This window comes from Segatella asaccharophila (genome assembly GCF_054687055.1).
The window spans coordinates 31,068-46,678 of sequence record NZ_BAACAN010000007.1; the positions used below are offsets into that span (position 1 = coordinate 31,068).

Here is a 15,611-nt window from a genome sequence, read left to right on the forward strand (position 1 = left end):
CCGGGGTATGATAATTTAGTCTATTTTTGTGGTGAGAATAATCTCATAAACAAAAATTGACTGAATAATGAGAAATGTTTTATTGATTTTACTTTTTAGTTTTCTGAGTCTTTCAACCGCAAATGCCGGTGAAGAGACCTATTATCCTGCCGTGACTAATCCTAAAGGTTGGACCATTCCAGGTACGCGGTCGAGTGTAGGTATACATACCGTTCCTGATATATCCGTATCCCGTGATTTCATAAGGATATATTCTTCAGAAATACTTCCGGACATCAGCATCACCATACTTGATGCACAGGGAACCCCGCTGTATCATACGGAGACTACACTCCGTGCGGCAGACAATTATGTCCCGATAGCCAGCCTGTCCCCCGGAAGCTATGTGATTATCATCAGCCAACGGTCAAGACGATTGTATGGGTATTTTGATAAAGAGTAGACAGTAGTTCATAAATTAAACAATGTTTGGTAAATAATTAGAATCTAATGAAACTTCCGGTGAACTGTTAAATGAGTTTGCTGTGATTCTCTCAAATTGTCCACGATAAATAAAAAAATTATGCTAAATATGTTAGCCATTACATTTACTGTGATGTTTTCAATGGTAACAGCTGACTTTTTTAAAGTGGACTCTGTATTTATAGTATCAGTTCTTTGAATTAATAATAATTAGTATGAAAAACAAAGTGTTTCTATGGTTATTGCTTATAATGGGAGTAACCTTTGTATCCTGTTCAGACGAACAGGATGGAATTTCTTCTCTTACCTCCAATGAAAAATTAATGAGTGACAAACTCACTCTTGATGATAGTGATGAGGCTGTTGCCTTACAATTAACTCCAAAAATGAAGGAATTGCAAAAAAAGATGAAATCATCATTGCGCCTTCTTACTAGAGCCTCTAATACGTATGGTGAAGATTATGATGAGAACTTTGAGTCAAACATTTTTGCTATACGTGAATTGCCTGTGACTATTGAAGCTAGAGGTGTAGGCAATGATGCAAGTCGGAAGTATTTCTTTTGTAATCAGGCTAGGGATGAAGTTAAATTGAGTAATACATATTCTCCATCTGATCAGAGCCAGCAATTTTATCTTAAGGTATTGCCTGCGTCATCAGGAATCCCCTACTTAATATATTCAGAAAGTTCGAATACTCCACTTGTCGTGGGCCATTATAGAAAACATCCTGATGTAAATATCTTAATGGCAAATTCTGATGATAATATATCAAATGCAATGGCAAGTTGGAATTTGATAGCATCAGATTATCCTGGGTATTTTGCAATTGAAAATGAAATGTATATCGGACAATCAGATCCGAAAAATTCATGGTCAATATTTTATTATGTTCTTGAAGTAAATAATAATGATGAGATAAGATATGGCAAATATGCAAAGAAACCGCAGCAAGAATTTTTGATTCAACCAAAAGATAGTTTTATTGTTGATTATATTGATTTTGATAAATCAACAGCAAAAGTTAATAGACGTGTACCTCTCGAAGTTGTAAGTTATGGTAAGAATGTGTTAGAACAAGAACAGCCTTTTACGATAAAAGCAGCACATTATGTTACAAAAACATCAAGATTTTCAGAAAATAGTATACTGAAAATACCTTTTAAGAACAGTAAACTGTTCTATTGTCCAAAAGTTGAAGCAGAACATTTAGTCGTACCTTCTCCCGTAAAACCTGAAGACCTTGAACAGAAAGATTTTGAACGTAATATTCAATATTCAAACAGAACTCAAAGTGTGAACGTTCCTCTAATATTTGATGTCAATGGAACGGCTAAACCAAATTCATTAATAGAAGCAACGTCATGGTTAGAAAACTATGACGTATCAGTTCAATATACTGCTTATATGAGTTATAAGTATAAGGATGGGGATGTGAGAAATGTGAAAATTAAAGGTACATGGTATGGAACACTTTATACAACAAAAAGGGCTCAGCCCGATATAATTAAATTCTTTGACCTTGATGATGGGGAAGAATTATCACTTATAAGAAAGAAGATGTTTAATTTCTCTAAAACGGTATTAAAATGAAAAAGCATGGTTCTGTATTATCTGTAATATTCATATTATTAATAAGTTCTTGCTCTAATGACATGGATAGCATTTGTCCAACATCTAAAAATCAATCAAAAGAGAAAGATGGTGACATTATTGTCTTTAAACGTAACTCAGATTTGCCAAAAGCAGTGTCAAAGAATTACTTATCGTTAATGACGAGGAGTGCTTCTACCACTGAAGGAAATTCAGATGCTTTATTAGGTCATGGCTACAAACTTCTAAATGGCTCATATATTATGGGGGATTTAAGGAATGTTACTTTTCCTGTAATAAATTTAGAGTCAATAAGAAACTATGATCCTACGTATATAAATGGCCTTCGTGTTAATACTACAGAAACAAAAGTTTTTGCTTATGACAGTTATGATAGATACCAATATAATTCTTCAGTATCTAAAAAAGTTTCATCAGGCTTTTCCTTAAATTTAAAACTTTTCTCAATTGGAAGAAAGAAAACTACGACTGAAATTTTTAAATCCGTAATAGATAATCTGGATGAAGCCACATTTGGAGAACTTAGTTTGAATTTTATATCTGATCAATTCTCTTTACAGCATTCAGATGGAGCAAGGAAATTATTTTCCCGTCAATTTTTAACGAGATCATTTATTCAAAGTTTATATGGTTCAACTATTCAATCTACTCTTGATAACTATGGTGGTTTTGTGTTAACAGGTTATTTGACTGGAGGAAAGGCTTATGCAGCTTATGCAGGGTGTAATAGCCAGAGTAAAGATACAGAAGGAAAAGAGAAAGAAATGGAAAAATCGATTAATGCATCATTAACTTATAAAACTTCTAAAGATAGTGGAAAACTTGGATTTACTAGTTCTGACCAGACAACAACTTCTAAAGAGTTTAAAGATAAGGATACCTATATTTATATTAAAACATTTGGAGGAAATAGAAGTGGAAGCGAAGCAGAAGTCAAGGCTCGTTCAATGGAAGATCTTCATATAGATCTTTCTTCATGGTTACAATCCTTAAATGATGAGGATAATAATACTATAATAGATGTTTTAGATAATAGTTTATATCCTCTGTCTGATTTTGTCTTGGAAACTAACTTTAAGCAACGTATAGATGATACCACAAATGGTATTCTTTCTCCGTTTTATGATTTTGTAACCCCTTATATAGTTATCGAAAGGGTAATGGTTAGATCAACACCATCTTATGAAGCACTTTATGATGTCGTTCCTGTTTTAATAACGCGGCAAGGAGATAGAATAATTTTTATGAATAAATCTAATAAAAGTGATGATGATTTAAGAAAAAATGCTAATAATGATTACTTTATGGAAAGAGTTAAGGATATTTCGAATAATCGAATGAATATGTTTAGTGATGAGATAGAGCTTGCCTATAATAAGAAAACTCATATTAACCCAATACTAAGAAATCCTTTGTGTATTGTCATTAATGATTTTAATAAAGCAGATTTCTATCGTTATTATTATGCAAAGACAAGTATAGAGTATATTTATAATCCAAAAACTCATGTAGCATTTTCTTTTTTTATTGATGAAGATGATGATGAAGTCCTTGATATATATGGTATAAGGAAGTGGTTTGAAAATCTTCCAGAAAATAAAATAACTATAGCTTCATTAGCAAATCATTATAATATTATAGGGCTTTAAAAGATCAGATTATGAATAAAAAATTAATTCTGTTTTATGTGCTTTTTGCGTTAGTATTGATATTTAACGCATGCAGTAACGACAACGACAGAAAAGATCCTGAGGGAACGGTAACGCTCAATATCATGAATGAGGATAATGGAAAGACGAACTTGGCAAATTCTGATGTCTATATTACTAAATCCAATAATTTTAAGGCTCAATCATGGTATATGATAGATGCCGGAATAGCTTCCCTAAATACGGATTACCAACCTGGTTTACAGAATATTACCCATGAATCTGCCGTACAATCAGGCCATCTTTATTATCTTTATAATCCTGAAGGTATTGTGGAATTCCCATCAGGTGCACGCGCTGCGTATGAGGGAACAAGCTATTATAAGATAGTCGTAGTTTCTCCCATTTTGGAAAACGGAATCAACAAAGGGGCTGTTATTAAATACGTACAGTGTTATCCCTTATCCAGCAATCTTCCTGAAAAAGAGACTTTTATAGGACAGATGACTTCTTCTGGAGACCAGTTGAAGTATTCCGTCCCTAAAGATGCTGAATATGCCGCAGGTACTTACCTTCAGTCAGAGATGAAGTATTTCGATATTCAATTAGATGCCGGAGAACTTACCGTCAAATTGAATAAATATGTTGATAAGGTAAAAGGCCCTTATGGTGATTATACGATTTATATTCGCTCTGGTAATGTTTGCACATCCTTAGTATTCCATGTGGTTGACCCCTGACTCTAATAGTTTTATGATGATGAAGGATCATAAATCTATGTACATCAGATGTCGTGTATGGAGGCTTCTTTGGATGAAGGATTTATAAATAATTGAAAGATGAAAATAAAAGATTTATCGCTTTTAGCAGTTTTTGCTTTCCTGTTCTGTTCGTGCAGCAGTACTATTGATGATAGAGGTGTTTCTTTAACCCCTGCGACGGAACAGATTGTGGCCAAAGGACTGGATATTCCTGCAGATGGTGTTGATACAACCCTGGAGTTCCCTTTGGGCAGGAATACGAATCTTGCTAATATTTATTATTTCGATAACGATGAAAACTGGTGTAAGATCAAATGTGACAGTTCTGTAGAAAACCATGCCTTTTTCGTATCCCTTTTATTCCAGCCTTCTCAGGATCTGTTAGTGCGGAAGTCCGTCCTTTCCGTTACCTCAGGTAGCAATATCTACCATATCAATATCCGGCAGAAAGCGGCAAAGCAGGCTTATGCGGAAAATTCCTGCTATGTCTTTCCCTCTACCGGAGGAGACTTCACGGTTACGATAAAGTCAAATACAAATTTTACTCCGGACTATGTATGGAGGCTTGTCGGTTATGGTGATACAACAAGGGTCAGATCTGTTGACTGGATGTCTGGAAGCGAAATCGGTGATAAGGTATATCCCTCTTCTGATAGTGAGGCGACTCTCCATTTTCATGTCAACCTGAATACTGGTCTGGGCAGGACCGCCAGTGTTTGCCTGACTGCCGATAGTACCAGAAAGATAACGTATTTTAAGATCCGTCAGGAGCCACGCAGTTTGAAGGCTGACGAAACACATACCGTATCATTTTATGAATATGATCCTTTAGAGGTGATCTTTGGCCGGGATAAGGAAAACCTGTCTCACCTGAGGCATCTGACGATCAATGGTTATGTAACCGGTTCTGATGTGAGCTACCTTGCAGATCTGGTAAACGGTAAAGATGGCATAAGGCCTTTGGATTCACTGGATCTTTCCAACTCTTATTTCGAAAAAAGTATGAAAGATCTGTATAAGTGCATTCCAGAAAGGCTGTTTTTCGGGTCTCCCTGTCACCAAGTGAAAATTCCGGGTAATACAGTATTTATAAACAAAGAGGCTTTTGCCTGTTGCAATCAACTGACGTCGTTCACGATTCCTGCATCCGTTAAGGGTATCGGAGACCGGGCGTTTGCGCTATGTGGACAATTGAAGGAGATTATTATCCCGAAAGGTTCTGCCTTGAAAAAGATAGGGGATGAGGCTTTCAACACAGGGACGGAATTGGAGAGTATATATCTTCCGGCTACCATAAATTATATTTCCAATAAAGGTTTTGTCGGTCTTCGTGCCAGGGAGATTCATGCAGGCTGGACGGCTCCACCTGTACTTACCAATGGCTTTGTCACCAAGGGCTGTACACTCTACGTTCCGAAAGGATGTGTGGAAAAATACAGGAATGCCCAAGTATGGGGGCAATGTGATCAGATTCTGGAGGAAAAGGAATAATGGGAAATAGGGGGATTAAATAGGTTCACTATTATCCTTTATCCGGCAGCCTTCCATAGCCAAGTTCAATATAGAAGTGCAATTCCGTAGTGATGATAAGACAGAATAATTTATATCAGATGCCGTGTATGAAGGCTTTTTGGGCGAAGAATTTATAAATAATTGAAAATGAAAAAGATATTTTATATTCCAGTTCTGTTTTTGATGCTGTCAATGGCATTAGGGAGCTGTGACAAAGATCCAGTTGATGTTCTGTCAAAAATCAAAACAGTAGGGCATGCCACCATCAATGGCAAAGCATACGAAGATAACGAATATTGGTCTGTATTTTCTGCTCCACCTTCACAAATTCTTTACTTTGATGATGATAGCATTATACAATACATCGCTTTTCTAGCTCCTGCTGATGGTACGAAGAAACCGTTTTACCATCTGACTTTTTATCTATTAGAAGGTAAACAACCCTTGATGAATGGTCAGACTATCAAAATAAGCTTTTGCAAGGAATTAGCAGGTGAAGGAATAAAAGGTTCTTCTATTGAAGATGCTTTAAAGTATTATACAAATATTAGGTCGATTCTCCTAAGCAATCATGCTGAGGGAGCAGTTATAGCTGAGATGAATTTTTTATATTTTGAGAAAATATCATTGGAAGGTGAGCTAACCATAGAAAAAGTGTCACATGGTTATCAAAAAGTCTGGGGGAAGTACCATTTAAATACACCTCAGGAAAGTAAATCTCCGCTCACGATAAATGGTGATTTTGAAGCAGCGATACAAAAAAACTAAAAACGGAAAGAAGTATGTATTTGCCTGTACATCCAATACTGGATTTATTCGGATACCCACACAAAAGAGAATTTTATATAGATTGAATGAAGAAATTAAGTAAGGCTTTATATGTACTTATGATAGTAGCAGGCTCCTTTACATTTATGGGTTGTTCCGCCAATTTATATCCAATATCATATAATAATGGATTTGTACTGAATTGCACTGGAAAAATAATTGCCACGTATAGAAACGGATATATATTAAATAATATGCAAACTGTTATTGGGACTTATAGAAATGGCTATGTACTAAATGCAAAAGACAGTGTAATCGCAACCTACAATAATGGCAGGGTCTTTAAATAATCCTTTATGACTCAAGGAATCAATCACAGAAAGAATTGAAGGCATTGATAAAAATCAGAAAGTAAATATAACGAAGAGAGGTGGTCACTCTTGAGTATCCACTTCTTTTTGTTTATGTAAAATGAAAATCAGATATTTATGTATGATGTAATGGATCAGAAATCACCATTTAATTATCCTGATTTCAATAGGACTTAATTTCAATCTTACCGATGTGATAAGGGTATACAAGGATGTTATTCAAAATATGGAAACCTGTGTTGAATCATAATAGGTGAGGGGTTCTTCATCTTTCTGAACAGAATCCTCTGGTAACTCTCTCCGGTTGTCCACGATGGACAAGATATAAAAACTTATGTTGAATTCAAACAAATTTATTAAAGTGGAATGAAAATGAAGAAACAAATAGGGTTATTGGCATTCATCGTATTTCTCCTCTGTTCCTGTGCAATCACATCCAGGGTGTCCCGATTCTCCAATGATTCAGTCCAAATTGGCATGAACAAGCCGGAGGTAGTGAAGAAATTCGGAGCACCATTTAAGACGGATTCCTACATGGAAAATCATAAGCAGGTGGATATTCTGTACTATAAGGAAATCTTATGGATTGAGGGATATGATTATGCAATCACGACTGCCTTGCGTTTTGAAGATTCTGTTTTGCAGAAGATGACACAGACAGACCATCTGATAACAGATAATACTGTGGAAGTGAACTCTGGGGATAAAAAATGATAACTGGACCTTAAGAATCAGTGTTGCCATTAATCCCGTTTGGTATTAAATAATTGAAGATGAAAATAAAAGATTTATTGCTTTTAGCAGTTTTTGTTTTCCTGTTCTGTGCGTGCAGCAGTACTATTGATAATAGAGGTGTTTCTTTAACCCCTGCGACGGAACAGATTGTAGCCAAAGGACTGGATGTTCCTGCAGAGGGTGTTGATACAACACTGGAGTTCCCTTTGGGCAGGAATACGAATCTTGCTAATATTTATTATTTCGACAACGATAAAGACTGGTGTAAGATCAAATGTGACCAATGGCTTTGTAACTAAGGGTTGTACACTCTACGTTCCGAAAGGATGTGTGGAAAAATACAGGAATGCTCAAGTATGGGGGCAATGTGATCGGATTCTGGAGGAAAAAGAATAGTTAATTAAACTTACAGAATATTCCGCTTTTAAGAAATAAAATTAAAAATATCTTCTAATATTTGTATATATCGCATATATACTATATGTTTGTAATGAATAAAATATTTTATTATGGAATCAGCGATTATATAAAACAGACGTAAAGTCATTGATATCAAGGGAGATACGTTTCGATCTCTATCAGTCATGGCAGCAAGCAGAGGAACTAATCTCAAGAAGTTTATTGAAGGTATTCTTGATTATATGGTTGAAACTAATGATGATAACAAACTCTATACCTGGCTCACTAAGAATGTTCCGGAAAGTAAAAATATGACTGGAGGAAAGGAGCAGAAAAACTTTGAAAAGTGGTTGGGAGTAGAAAGTAGCAAACTAAGAAGAATGAATCAAAAAATGGGATACCGCGGTTCATAACGTGGTATCCCAATAGTTTGTAGTTGTTTAGAACTATAAAAAGTCCTTTTTATACCTTTGCAGGTGAGTAAGGGAGTTTGTATAAATCTGCAACGGGTTTGAAAGTAACTTTTCCTTCAACCACATTGATACCCTCATACAATGACGGATCTTCGGCGCAAGCCTTCTTCCATCCCTTTTCAGCCAGTGCGATGGCATAAGGGAGTGTTGCATTATCCAATGCAGGAGTAGAGGTATAAGCTACGGCACCTGGAATATTAGCTACGGCATAGTGTACAATACCCTCTACCGTATATACCGGATCCGTGTGAGTCGTAGGATGTGAAGTTTCAAAACATCCACCCTGGTCAATGGCCACATCTACCAGGACACTTCCTTTAGGCATCAGTTTCAGCATATCTTTGGTAATCAGATGAGGTGTCTTGTCGCCTCGTACCAGGACTGAACCGATCACCAGATCAGTATCGGGTAATTCCTGACGGATATTGTGCTCGGAAGAAAACAGCGTCTTTACGTTCTTAGGCAGGATTTCACTCAATGAGCGTAACCGTGGCAGATTGATGTCCATCAGGGTTACATCAGCTCCAAGACCGGCTGCTTTAAAGGCGGCATTGGTGCCTACTGTACCGGCACCTAATACCAGTACTTTGGCGGGCTTTACACCTGGAACACCTCCTATGAGCATGCCCTTTCCTCCCTGAGGACTTTCCAGGAAACGAGCTCCTTCCTGGACGGACATCCTGCCGGCTACTTCACTCATTGGAATCAATAAAGGTAGTGAACCATCCTTAGTCTTGACCGTTTCGTAAGCGATGCAGGTAGCCCCACTCTTCAGCATAGCGTCCAGGAGCGGACGGTTGGAAGCAAAATGAAAATAGGTAAAGACGATCTGTCCCTTTCGGATCAGTTTATATTCGGGTTCAACCGGTTCCTTGACTTTCACGATCATGTCAGCTTTTGCATAGACTTCTTCTTTTGTCGGAATGATCTTTCCTCCAACTCTAATATAAGCTTCATCGGGGAAACCGCTGTTGATACCGGCTGTGGCTTCTATCAACACCTTGTGGCCCCGTTTAGTCAATTCAGATACACCTGCCGGAGTCATTCCAACCCGGTTTTCATTGTTTTTAATTTCCTTTGGAACACCAATAATCATAAGACGTAAGATTTTAAAATATTAATTAGGTTGATAAAATGAATTCTAAAAAGGATTTATACCCTTCGATAATGTCGTTACAAATCTATTGCTTTTTTATTATAGGGCCAAATAATAATGGCTTAAAGTCTGTGATTTTCTTATTTTTGTTACAATACATCTAAAATATAATATATTATGTGACAGAAATAAACTAAAATGTGTGTTTTGGTTTTAATTTTGCGATAATCGGCAGAATGCTGAAATTATAGCGTATTCATCCTGTTTCTTTGTCATCTACCTGTTTATGAAATCAGTGAGGCTTCTTCTATTGTTGTCTATTCAGGTAAAGTCACTATGGTGCATACGGGAGAGCGCTATGCACCATAAGGCTATGCTGTATGCACCATAGAGGTTCACCGTATGTACCATAGAGGTTCACCGTATGTACCATAGAGTTTTATTGCATGTACCATAGAATGATACAAAAGGTTACGAAACTCTTATGAGTTCGATAGTCCGGTATGATCATCATCTTCTTTCTTTTTCTCCTCTTCCAAGGTCTTCTGAGCAGCCTTGATATTGCGCATTAGTCCGGAATACTTCACTCTTTTTACCGCACTTCCCTTAAAAAGCTTGCGATATTCTTCCACGGTGAGATTTTCCCAGTCTTCCTTCGTCATTTTCAAGAGTTCCAGACGAGGCTGCAGTTCTGGCGTATGGTTGGGGATGGCAAACTGGTTCCACGGGCAGGCTGTCTGGCACCGGTCACATCCGTAAATGACGTTACCCATTTTTTCTTTTGCACTTTCCGACAGATTTCCACGGTTTTCTATGAGTTGGTAACTCAGGCAGAGATTAGCATCCATTTCCTGATTTTCTCGTAATGCATGAGTGGGGCAGGCGTCTATGCAGCGGTGGCATTTTCCGCAGTGGTTTTTCATGGGCTGGTCATAGTCGAGTTCCTGATCCAGGAAAAGTTCACCTAAGAAAAACATGCTGCCTGCCTGTGGAATGATGAGCTGGTGATTTCTGCCGGTCCATCCCAGTCCAGCTTTTTCAGCCCAGTAGCGTTCAAGCACAGGGGCTGAGTCACAAAAGACGCGGTAATGTTCAAAGTGGAAATGTTCCGCCAGTTGTTTCAGTTTCTTTTTGACAATCTCATGGTAATCTTGGCCTAAAGCGTATGCGGAAAACTGAAACTGGCCTGGTGGAAGAGTTTGTGACGGTGTGTAGTTGAGTGCGACGCTGACGATACTTTTCAATCCATCCATCAGCAGTTGCGGATTAAGCCTTTTATCCGTATAGTTACCCATATAGTCCATGCCCGCATTGTCATGTTCAGCCAGCCAGTGCCGGATGTGTGCTGACGTTATGTCATCTACTGTGTCAGCTTTGGCAATGCCGCAAGTAAAAAAGCCGAGGTTTCTGGCCTCGGCTTTTATCTCCTTACTCAAGGATGTAGTATCCTTTTTATTTTTCAACGGTCCAGTCTGCTTATCAATGATCAATAGAAGAGAGAGCCTCTTCTCTCACATAAATTATTATCCCCGGTGGACAATGAATCCGTTCTTATTCGAAAGTCTTGAATTCATAGCCCTGTGTCTTCAGCCATTCCAGAGATTTTGGTAAAGCATAGTGCAGTTTTTCGATGCTTTTGAGGGAATCATGGAAAGTGATGATGCTGCCATTGCGGGCATACCTTTTTACATTGTTGAAAATATCCTGATCAGTCATCCATTTGGAATAGTCACGTGTCAGGAGATCCCACATCACGATCCTGTATTTCCTTCCGATCCACCAATATACACTAGGTCTCATCCATCCGTATGGAGGGCGGAACAGATGGGCATGGATCAGTTCATTTGCTTTCTGTGCATTTTCTCCGAAACTCAAGGCCATGTGCCGCAGTGATCCGATATGGTTGAAAGTATGATTGCCTACCTGATGGCCTTCCTCAACGATCTGATTGTACAGATCATGGTACCGGAGAACATTTTCACCGACCATGAAGAAAGTTGCTTTGACATCATATTCCGCCAATGTCTTCAGAATAAAGGGAGTACTTTCCGGGATCGGGCCGTCGTCAAAAGTAAGATAAACAGCATGAACATGCTTGTCCATCCTCCACGTTGCACTGGGATAAAGCCACCGCAGCCATTTTGCAGGTTGTTCAATGATCATGTTGATGCTGTCTTCTTATTCTATTCTTCTTCTTTGCTGTTGCCTCCTTGTTGTGGCATCTGTCCGCCACGTCCGCGATAGTAAGTATAGAAGGCATTTACTTTCTGCGACATCTGCCGGGACAGTTTCTTGTCTATCATACCTGCTATCTGAGCTGACTGGTCCATAATCATCAGTTGCTGCATGCAGTCATCCTGATTTTCCAGGAACTGGTCATTTCTCAGCGACAGGAAATAAGTAACATACTGGGAAGCGGTCTTGAATACTTTGTTCACATAGTTCTCAGCTTTGGCTTTTTGTCCACACAGTGCAAAAGCCTGTGCAAAATCAAGACCACCGCTGATGTAGTCGATCGGGACATTATATTCAGGAATCTGTTTCTCGGCGTAAAGCAGAGCTTTCAATGCTTTTCCCTTTTCACCCTTTTGGATCAGGTGCAGGGCAAGTTGGCCGAAGAGCCTTCTGTTCGTATCACACATCCTCATCGTCGTCTCATCGATATAGAGTCCCGGATGGATCAGGTTTCCGAATTTGAAGCGGGTCATCACATTGTGATAAGTCCGGTCTGCATCGAAATTCGTCATGTTCTTGGCATTGGTCGTAAACGGTGTAATCCGGTTAGCCAAACCTTCCTGCATGAAGTTGTCTCCCAGGTTCATGTAGTTTTCCTGACCTACGGTGATGGCCACATAGACCGGTCGGGTCCAGTTGCTCCTGGAGATGATCTCCAGCATCATCAGATCACTCTTGTAAAGAGCACTCTTGCCTGCCAGTGAGATGACCATGCGGTCTGGAATAGAGTCAGAAGGCATCAGCATCCCACTCTTCCTCACTGCATTCTTGTCGATCGTCACATACAACGTATCCGTTGGGATCACATGCATATTCGGATTCTTCGAACGGACCCAGTATTTCATGATGTTTTTCACCTCGAACGGGTTATCACCAAATTCAGCCTTTGCTGCCGTAGGGTTCTCCTTATAGAAATTGAGGACTTGCTGCTTGAGAGAAGGTTCTACCTGTACATATTCATTCGTTCCCGAGCAGTAGTCCAGACGCGGCCATGAGATAGGCAGAGCCGGTGAATCGTATGCAGGACGCTTCATCTGGTCGATATACCAGTCGGTCTGCAGATAACTCAGATTGCAGACCCTGGCATTAGTGCCTGCTCCTTCTACTTCCTGGTTATACCACAGAGGAAAGGTGTCATTGTCACCATTGGTGAAGATGATCGGTTTAGTACCCTCTTGCAGGGACATCAGGTAATTCTGCCCGAAATCACGGCAGGTGTAACGGTTGCTTCGGTCATGGTCATCCCATGTCTGGCTGACCATCTCTATAGGTACCAGCAGGCAAAGCACGGCAACGATGGCAGAAATCAAGGTGCCACTGAGGTGCAGGTGTTTTTTCAATAATCCTATGATTGCCGCGACACCCATTCCACACCAGATAGAATAAGCGTAGAACGATCCCGCGTAGGCGTAATCTCGTTCACGAGGCTGCATGGGTGTCTGGTTCAGATAGATGACAATGGCCAGCCCTGTCATAAAGAACAGGAAGAAAACGACCCAGAACTGGCGGATCCCGCGTTTCCCGCGGTAAGCCTGCCAGAAGAGTCCGATCAGCCCCAGGATCAAAGGCAGGCAATAGAACACGTTGTGTCCCTTGTTGGCCTTGAGCTCATCCGGGAGTTTGCTCTGGTCTCCGAGGCGGGCATTATCCAGGAACTTGATCCCTGTGATCCAGTTACCATGTTCGGGTTCTCCATTTCCCTGAATATCATTCTGCCGGCCGGCAAAATTCCACATGAAGTATCTCCAGTACATGAAATTGCACTGATAGGAGAGGAAGAATTTCAGGTTCTCCCACATCGTCGGAACCTTGACCATCACATTCTCTCCACACCGGTCGTAAGGTACCTGTGTACCCTCTACACCGCCCATCCAGTCTTCATAAGCTTGTGCATGACCCTGATCATACATGCGCGGGAAGATCATATTCTGGGCATAGACGTATGAGGATTTATGGCTCACGATGAAATAACGGTCTTTTTCATCCTTGGACTTCTTCTCTACCCGCTGGTATACAGGAGCACCTGATTTCATGACCGGTGTGCACATGTTACCATCGTTGCGTAATTTCACCTGAGAGGTGTAGGCAGGGCCATAGAACAACGGCCGGTCACCATACTGGTCACGACTCAGATAACTGCCCAGTGTGAAGATGTCCTCGGGGGAGTCTTCGTCCATCGGCGGGTTAGCCATACTGCGGATAGGTATCAGGGCATAACTGGAATAGCCGATCATCAGCATCAGCATACATAAGAGTGCCGTGTTCTTGATTCTAGCTGAGACAAGGGGCTTATTGCTCTTTGTCTTTACCCGGTGGTTGAGTACGAACCAGAGTGCAGACAGGACGATGATCCCGATCACAATTGAGCTCCAGCCGTATCCGTAGAAGGGTATTCCCAGCATGGCCACAGCCAGCACGGCTGCCAGATTCTGACGCTTGAAACTCTTGTCTGTATAGGTTTCGTAAATGGCCCAGATCATGGTTGCCACCAGCAGGATGATATAGATAATCTCACCTGTATTGAACGGGCAGCCCAGGACGTTTACAAAGAACAGCTCAAACCATCCTCCTACGGTGATGATTCCGGGGACGACCCCATACAGTACGGCTGCGATCAGGACAAATCCGACCAGCAGTGCGATGAGTGATCCTTTCAGGTCTGTATGTTTGAATTTCCGGTAATAGAATACCAGCACGATTGCAGGCAGACACAACAGGTTCAACAGATGCACGCCGATGGAGAGCCCTGTCATATAAGTGATCAAGACCAGCCAGCGGTCACTGTGCGGCTCGTCGGCATGATCTTCCCATTTCAGGATCAGCCAGAAGACGATGGCGGTGAATGCACTTGAAAAGGCATAGACCTCTCCCTCGACGGCACTAAACCAGAAGGTATCACTCCAGGTATAGATCAATGCTCCTACTACTCCGGAAGCTTCGATAGCGATCACCTTGGCAGGGGTCAGCTCATCCCAATTCTTCAAGATCAGTTTGCGGACCAGATGGGTGATGGTCCAGAAAAGGAACAGAATACAGGTGGCACTCAGAAGAGCACTCATCGTATTCACCATCTTTGCCACATGAGAAGGATCTGAAGCAAACTGTGAAAACAAATTGGCGACCAGCCCGAAGAAAGGTGCCCCAGGGGGGTGACCAATTTCTTGCTTGAAAGCGGTTGCAATAAATTCCGGACAGTCCCAAAAACTGGCGGTTGGTTCAATGGTGGAACAATACGTAAAGGCTGCGACAACAAAAACGATCCAGCCGAGTATGGTGTCCACTAATTTGTACTTTTTCATTAATATAAAAAAACGTGTAACTTCGAAATACGGTTGCAAAGATAATAAAAAGAAAAGAGAAAAAGACTTTATAGAAGTTTTTTTAACCATATTATCTTTTTGAGAGTATCTGGTTTGGAAAATGCTTCCTGGGAGGCTTTGTCGTCTATGGGACTGACAGTAGGTTTCCTGCTGGCTGTCAACTCCTTAAACGGTCTCTGTGACAGGTGTCCGGATGCTTGCTGTGTGTAGAAGTGGT

General features: G+C 40.3%; 15 protein-coding genes. 11 read left to right on the plus strand and 4 right to left on the minus strand.

Features of this window, described 5'->3' with window-relative positions:
- The first annotated feature begins 67 nt into the window (after positions 1-67).
- The 10 genes from ACYRYG_RS05810 to ACYRYG_RS05855 all read left to right on the plus strand — a co-directional run bounded on the left by ACYRYG_RS05810 (position 68) and on the right by ACYRYG_RS05855 (position 8,683).
- Complete coding sequence (locus tag ACYRYG_RS05810; RefSeq protein WP_293421997.1) at positions 68-442, plus strand: DUF3244 domain-containing protein; 375 nt, start codon at positions 68-70, stop codon at positions 440-442.
- Between the two features lie 235 nt (positions 443-677).
- Positions 678-2,054, plus strand: a complete 1,377-nt coding sequence (locus ACYRYG_RS05815) for a hypothetical protein (protein ID WP_293432981.1) — start codon at positions 678-680, stop codon at positions 2,052-2,054.
- On the plus strand, positions 2,051-3,724 hold the full coding sequence (locus ACYRYG_RS05820; RefSeq protein ID WP_293430220.1) for an MAC/perforin domain-containing protein: 1,674 nt from the start codon (positions 2,051-2,053) through the stop codon (positions 3,722-3,724). The genes ACYRYG_RS05815 and ACYRYG_RS05820 overlap by 4 nt, the downstream gene beginning before the upstream one ends.
- An 11-nt stretch (positions 3,725-3,735) precedes the next feature.
- Complete coding sequence (locus ACYRYG_RS05825; RefSeq protein ID WP_293432984.1) at positions 3,736-4,464, plus strand: DUF5036 family protein; 729 nt, start codon at positions 3,736-3,738, stop codon at positions 4,462-4,464.
- A gap of 99 nt (positions 4,465-4,563) precedes the next feature.
- Complete coding sequence (locus ACYRYG_RS05830) at positions 4,564-5,976, plus strand: leucine-rich repeat protein (RefSeq protein ID WP_293432987.1); 1,413 nt, start codon at positions 4,564-4,566, stop codon at positions 5,974-5,976.
- A gap of 168 nt (positions 5,977-6,144) precedes the next feature.
- Positions 6,145-6,765, plus strand: a complete 621-nt coding sequence (locus tag ACYRYG_RS05835) for a hypothetical protein (protein ID WP_293432990.1) — start codon at positions 6,145-6,147, stop codon at positions 6,763-6,765.
- Between the two features lie 86 nt (positions 6,766-6,851).
- Complete coding sequence (locus ACYRYG_RS05840) at positions 6,852-7,115, plus strand: hypothetical protein (RefSeq protein ID WP_293427622.1); 264 nt, start codon at positions 6,852-6,854, stop codon at positions 7,113-7,115.
- Positions 7,116-7,508: 393 nt separating this feature from the next.
- Positions 7,509-7,850, plus strand: a complete 342-nt coding sequence (locus tag ACYRYG_RS05845) for a hypothetical protein (RefSeq protein WP_293422017.1) — start codon at positions 7,509-7,511, stop codon at positions 7,848-7,850.
- Between the two features lie 59 nt (positions 7,851-7,909).
- Positions 7,910-8,170 carry a hypothetical protein gene (locus tag ACYRYG_RS05850; protein ID WP_293427625.1) on the plus strand — a complete coding sequence of 87 codons (261 nt, stop codon included), beginning with the start codon at positions 7,910-7,912 and terminating at the stop codon, positions 8,168-8,170.
- A gap of 285 nt (positions 8,171-8,455) precedes the next feature.
- The gene (locus ACYRYG_RS05855; RefSeq protein ID WP_293427628.1) at positions 8,456-8,683 is read left to right on the plus strand and encodes a hypothetical protein; all 228 of its coding nucleotides are present in this window, start codon (positions 8,456-8,458) and stop codon (positions 8,681-8,683) included.
- Between the two features lie 49 nt (positions 8,684-8,732).
- Here ACYRYG_RS05855 and ald read toward each other — a convergent pair whose 3' ends face one another.
- The 4 genes from ald to ACYRYG_RS05875 all read right to left on the minus strand — a co-directional run bounded on the left by ald (position 8,733) and on the right by ACYRYG_RS05875 (position 15,373).
- Positions 8,733-9,839, minus strand: coding sequence for an alanine dehydrogenase (ald, locus tag ACYRYG_RS05860; RefSeq protein ID WP_293422038.1), 1,107 nt, complete (start codon positions 9,837-9,839; stop codon positions 8,733-8,735).
- 482 nt (positions 9,840-10,321) lie between these two features.
- A complete protein-coding gene (queG, locus tag ACYRYG_RS05865; protein ID WP_294731955.1) occupies positions 10,322-11,275 on the minus strand; it encodes a tRNA epoxyqueuosine(34) reductase QueG in 954 nt (317 codons plus the stop codon).
- A 115-nt stretch (positions 11,276-11,390) separates the two neighbouring features.
- Positions 11,391-12,002 (minus strand): polysaccharide deacetylase family protein, encoded by a 612-nt coding sequence (locus tag ACYRYG_RS05870; RefSeq protein ID WP_293417857.1) that lies wholly within the window; start codon positions 12,000-12,002, stop codon positions 11,391-11,393.
- 20 nt (positions 12,003-12,022) lie between these two features.
- Positions 12,023-15,373 (minus strand): protein O-mannosyl-transferase family, encoded by a 3,351-nt coding sequence (locus tag ACYRYG_RS05875; RefSeq protein WP_293417860.1) that lies wholly within the window; start codon positions 15,371-15,373, stop codon positions 12,023-12,025.
- 99 nt (positions 15,374-15,472) lie between these two features.
- Here ACYRYG_RS05875 and ACYRYG_RS05880 point away from each other — a divergent pair, with 99 nt between their 5' ends.
- Positions 15,473-15,604 carry a hypothetical protein gene (locus tag ACYRYG_RS05880; protein ID WP_293417863.1) on the plus strand — a complete coding sequence of 44 codons (132 nt, stop codon included), beginning with the start codon at positions 15,473-15,475 and terminating at the stop codon, positions 15,602-15,604.
- Positions 15,605-15,611: the final 7 nt, after the last annotated feature.